6 protein-coding genes are annotated in these 3,887 nt (G+C 65.1%); 2 read left to right on the top strand and 4 right to left on the bottom strand.

All coding sequences use genetic code 11. The annotated features are described in order from the left end of the window. From NEI07_RS18425 to NEI07_RS18415, 3 genes are all read right to left on the bottom strand, one after another. A partial coding sequence (locus NEI07_RS18425; RefSeq protein WP_256036659.1) for a hypothetical protein occupies nt 1-317 on the bottom strand: 317 nt, incomplete at its 3' end. 134 nt (nt 318-451) lie between these two features. Next, nucleotides 452-922, bottom strand: a complete 471-nt coding sequence (locus tag NEI07_RS18420; RefSeq protein WP_256036656.1) for a cyclic nucleotide-binding domain-containing protein — start codon at nt 920-922, stop codon at nt 452-454. 72 nt (nt 923-994) lie between these two features. Further along, the gene (locus NEI07_RS18415; RefSeq protein ID WP_256036655.1) at nt 995-1,627 is read right to left on the bottom strand and encodes a winged helix-turn-helix domain-containing protein; all 633 of its coding nucleotides are present in this window, start codon (nt 1,625-1,627) and stop codon (nt 995-997) included. Between the two features lie 81 nt (nt 1,628-1,708). On the opposite strand from NEI07_RS18415, the gene NEI07_RS18410 reads away from it, so the two are divergent. Further along, nucleotides 1,709-2,251 (top strand): L,D-transpeptidase family protein, encoded by a 543-nt coding sequence (locus tag NEI07_RS18410; protein ID WP_256036652.1) that lies wholly within the window; start codon nt 1,709-1,711, stop codon nt 2,249-2,251. A 196-nt stretch (nt 2,252-2,447) separates the two neighbouring features. Here the strand turns inward: NEI07_RS18410 and NEI07_RS18405 are convergent, their stop codons facing one another. Then, on the bottom strand, nt 2,448-3,119 hold the full coding sequence (locus NEI07_RS18405; protein ID WP_256036650.1) for a YggS family pyridoxal phosphate-dependent enzyme: 672 nt from the start codon (nt 3,117-3,119) through the stop codon (nt 2,448-2,450). 168 nt (nt 3,120-3,287) lie between these two features. Here NEI07_RS18405 and NEI07_RS18400 point away from each other — a divergent pair, with 168 nt between their 5' ends. After that, nucleotides 3,288-3,881, top strand: coding sequence for an HdeD family acid-resistance protein (locus NEI07_RS18400; RefSeq protein WP_256036647.1), 594 nt, complete (start codon nt 3,288-3,290; stop codon nt 3,879-3,881). Nucleotides 3,882-3,887: the final 6 nt, after the last annotated feature.

Here is a 3,887-nt window from a genome sequence, read left to right as displayed (position 1 = left end):
GGGTAATAGCCATAGCCATAGGGGTAGTCGTAATAGCCGCCATAGGCGCTCGAAGCCGCGAGGCCGGCGCCTAAAAGTCCGAGGCCGACGCCCGCGGCGACGGCGGCGCCAGGGTTGTAATAGCCGCGCCGGTAGGCGTAGCCCCGGCCGCGATAGCCCCAGCCGCGACGATACCAAACATTTTCGACCGGGCTCGAAGGCGCCACAACCGACCGATCGGGCGCGCTCATTGGACCGGCGATCGCTTCCGGAACGCCGGTCGCCAATGTCGCGCTGCAGAGCGCGCCGGACAGCGCCAATTTCAGGCCTTTTCGCATCGATCATCCTCCTGCTGGCGCGGCGTCCTGCCGCGCTGCGCCGAAAACTCCCCTGGAGCTCACGCCGCACTAACAACTTAGTTAGGCGGAAATTGATCCGCTGCGAGAGGCTGAAACGTGACTTTTTTGGGCGTTTACGTTAAGCGCCCGACGTCGCTGTCAGACGCCGACGCCTCGGCGCCGATATCGTGGATGAAATCCAAAAGCCTGCAGCGAATGAAATCGCGCACGCGAGCGGCGGTCGCCGGATGCTGCTCCAAAATCAAATGAAACAATGGTCGCAAGATCTTAAGCACCGTGGCCGGTTCCTGCGCGATCGCGGCGGCGGGGCGCGTCGACGGCGCGAGGAGGGCGGTTTCGCCGATCAGCGTCCAGGGCCGGACGATCTTCGCCTGAGGATGTCCGTCGTTTGCGGCGGTCAGCGCGATCGACCCCAAGGTGAGCACATAGCCGCCATCCGACATTTCGCCGCGTCGAAACAGGACGTCGCCGGCGCGCAGCAGGCGCGTTTCTGTGGAAAGCGCGAGCATACGCAGGGCGTTCGGCTCGAAGTTCGAAAAGAGGGGAATGCGCGCGAAATTGTCGATATCGTCGTCCAGCGTCATGTCACTTTTGTTCGGCGTCCCCCACGCAATCTCTGTATGCGCCGGCAGCGCGGCGTAAGCGTGGCGTAAGCGTTAAGACGCGGGGTCCTCTTCGCTGGCGGCGAGCCGGTAACCGTCGCCTTGCGTTTTGATCCAGCGCGGCCGTTCGGGCGATGGCTCGAGCTTGCGCCTCAGACGGTGAATGTGCGTTTCGAGCGTACGGGTCGACATATTCGGACCGTAGCCCCACACGTCGCGAAGCAGCGCCGCGCGAGACACCGTCGCGCCGTGCGCGCGCGCCAGCCTCGCGAGAATCGCCGTCTCTTTTTCGGTCAGCTTCAAGCGCGCGCCAGAAGGCGCCCGGAGTTCGCCGGCCTCGAAACGATAGGGGCCGACAGCCGCCCCAGAAGGCGTGGAATCGATCAGCGCGACCAGTTCCGCAAAGCGGAAGGGACGCGTAACGACGGCGTCGACTCCCTGCGGCGGCGATTTCGGCCCATTTGTGATGAGCACGACACGGGTCGTGCAGCCCTGCGCGCGCGCATCGGCAAGCGCTTTGGGATCGCAATGGGCTTCGTCCACGATCGCCGCATCCGGCCAATCTTCTCCCGGCGCGCCGAGCTGGTCGTCGCGCAGCGCATAGCGGCCCAGCGCGGCGAATTGCTCGACGAGCGTCGCCCGTAACTGTGGTTCGGCGGCGATGATCAGAGCGCGCGGAAAGAACATCGGCTGTCGCTCCTCGCTTCGAAGAGAATATTCCTGCTATAGGCGGTCAGACGCGCCGGCGAGCGGCGCATATAACGCATCATGCATCTACGAACGAACCGGACGAAACCTGCCGGACTGGCCGTGCTGCGCGTTGCGCGGCGCATAGGCGGGCGCCCGCACGAGGGAAGGCTGATCGCCGGCTCGCTCGTTCTTCCTTGCGCGCTTGGCCGCAGCGGCGTTGTGCGCAACAAGCGCGAAGGCGATGGCGCGAGTCCGGCCGGCCGCTGGCCGCTTCTCTATTTTTACCTGCGCGCGCCCGCGCCCTTGCACCTGCCATGGCGGCGCACGCGGCCGGGCGACCTCTGGTGCGACGATCCGCGCTCCTTCGTCTATAACAAACCGCTGCGGGCGCCGTCGCGCCTCGGGCATGAGGAGATGTGGCGCAAGGACGGGCTCTATAACGCCGTCGGCGTGATGGGCTACAATCTTCGCCCTCGCCTGCGCGGTCGCGGCAGCGCGATTTTCTTTCATATCGCCACAGAAGACCTGTCCCCGACCGCCGGCTGCGTCGCATTGCGCGCCCGCGACATGGCGCGGCTTCTGCCGAGGTTGGGACGCGGGGTCGTGGTCTTGATCGGATAGCGCTGAGCCCCCTCCCTGCCCCGCCCCCGCTTCGCGGGAGAGGGGACGCTAACGAGCGGCATTCGCGGGCGCGACCACAGCGTAGCGTGACGCCAGTGCTGATGAAACGCCGAACCGAACTCCCTCTCCCGCGAAGCGGGGGAGGGTTGGGGGCCCGGCCCGCCAACATCTGCGCGAGTCTGGGAAGGCCGCCGCCTCACGCGGGATAGTCGCGCTCGCCCATGATCGCCGAACCGACCCGGACATAGGTCGCCCCTAACTGGATCGCGAGTTCGAAATCCGAACTCATGCCCATGGACAGTTCCTTGATCCCATTGCGCGCGGCGATGTCGGCGAGCAGCGCGAAATGCGGAGACGCCTGTTCGCCCACGGGCGGCACGCACATCAGCCCGTCGATCTGCAACCCGTATATATTGCGACAGGCGGCCAGAAAGCTGTCGGCGTTTTCGGGAAGGACGCCGGCCTTTTGCGGCTCGGCGCCGGTGTTGACCTGCACGAACAGCCGCGGGCGCTTGCCGGTCCTGGCGATTTCCTCGGACAGCGCCCTGGCGATCTTTTCGCGGTCGACGCTCTCGATGACGTCAAAGAGTTCGACTGCCTCGCGGGTCTTATTCGACTGCAGCGGGCCAATGAGATGCAATTCGATGTCCGGATATTTTTCGCGCAGCGCCGGCCACTTCGCCATAGCCTCCTGCACGCGGTTTTCCCCGAAAATGCGATGGCCCGCTTCCAGCAGCGGCGCCACATCCTCGGCCGGAAAGGTCTTGGTGACGCAGACGAGGCGAATGGAGCCAGGATCGCGACCACAGTCCACCGCAGCGCGGCAAATCGCGTCGCGTGTCGATTCGAGGCGATCGGCGGCTCCCATGGCGCGAAAATCGCGATTTCGGCGGCCGGGTCAAGCGCCGAATCTTTTACGCCTTCGCAGCGCGGAACTTCGTGCAGTCCAGCGCGTTAAGCTTCCGGCGGGCGAGGGGCCGGGCGAGGGGCGGTATCGTCGCAACGTTCATCATTGAGAAACGCGCCCCGCCTACCAATGATTGTTCCTACCGAATTGGAGGCCGATATGGTCAATGACAGCCTGATTTACGACGGGCGCGCGATGCATTTGCATCATCTGCGCCGCAAATGGGGATGGATCGTCGCGCTCGGCGCGCTCATGCTCGCCGGCGGACTGTTTGCGCTCTACGACGTGACGACAGCCACGCTCGTGACGGTGTTCTATGTCGGCGCGGCGATGCTTGTCGCCGGCGCGATGGAGATCATCACCGCCATTCAGATCCGGCCCTGGACCAGGGCGCTGCTCTGGGGCGCGATCGGCGTCATCACGATCGTCGCGGGCTTTCTGGTCTTCCGCGATCCTTTGCTCGCGGCGGTGTCGCTGACGGCGATCATCGGCGTCGCGCTGATCGCCGCCGGCCTGTTCAAACTGATCCTTGCCTGGCACATCCGCGATGTCGGCCCCTGGGGCCTCGTGGCGTTCTCGGGGCTGATCAGCATCGTGCTGGGCGGAATGATCCTGGCCCAGTGGCCGATGTCGGGCCTCTACATCCTCGGCCTCTTCCTCGCGATCAATCTGGTCTTCGAGGGCGTCAGCTGGATCACCGTCGGCCTTTCGGCGAAGGCGTGAGTTCAA

Source organism: Methylocystis suflitae, from assembly GCF_024448135.1.
Taxonomy (GTDB): domain Bacteria; phylum Pseudomonadota; class Alphaproteobacteria; order Rhizobiales; family Beijerinckiaceae; genus Methylocystis; species Methylocystis suflitae.
The sequence above is the reverse complement of the archived record's forward strand: the minus strand, read 5'-3'. Positions and strand labels throughout refer to the sequence as shown.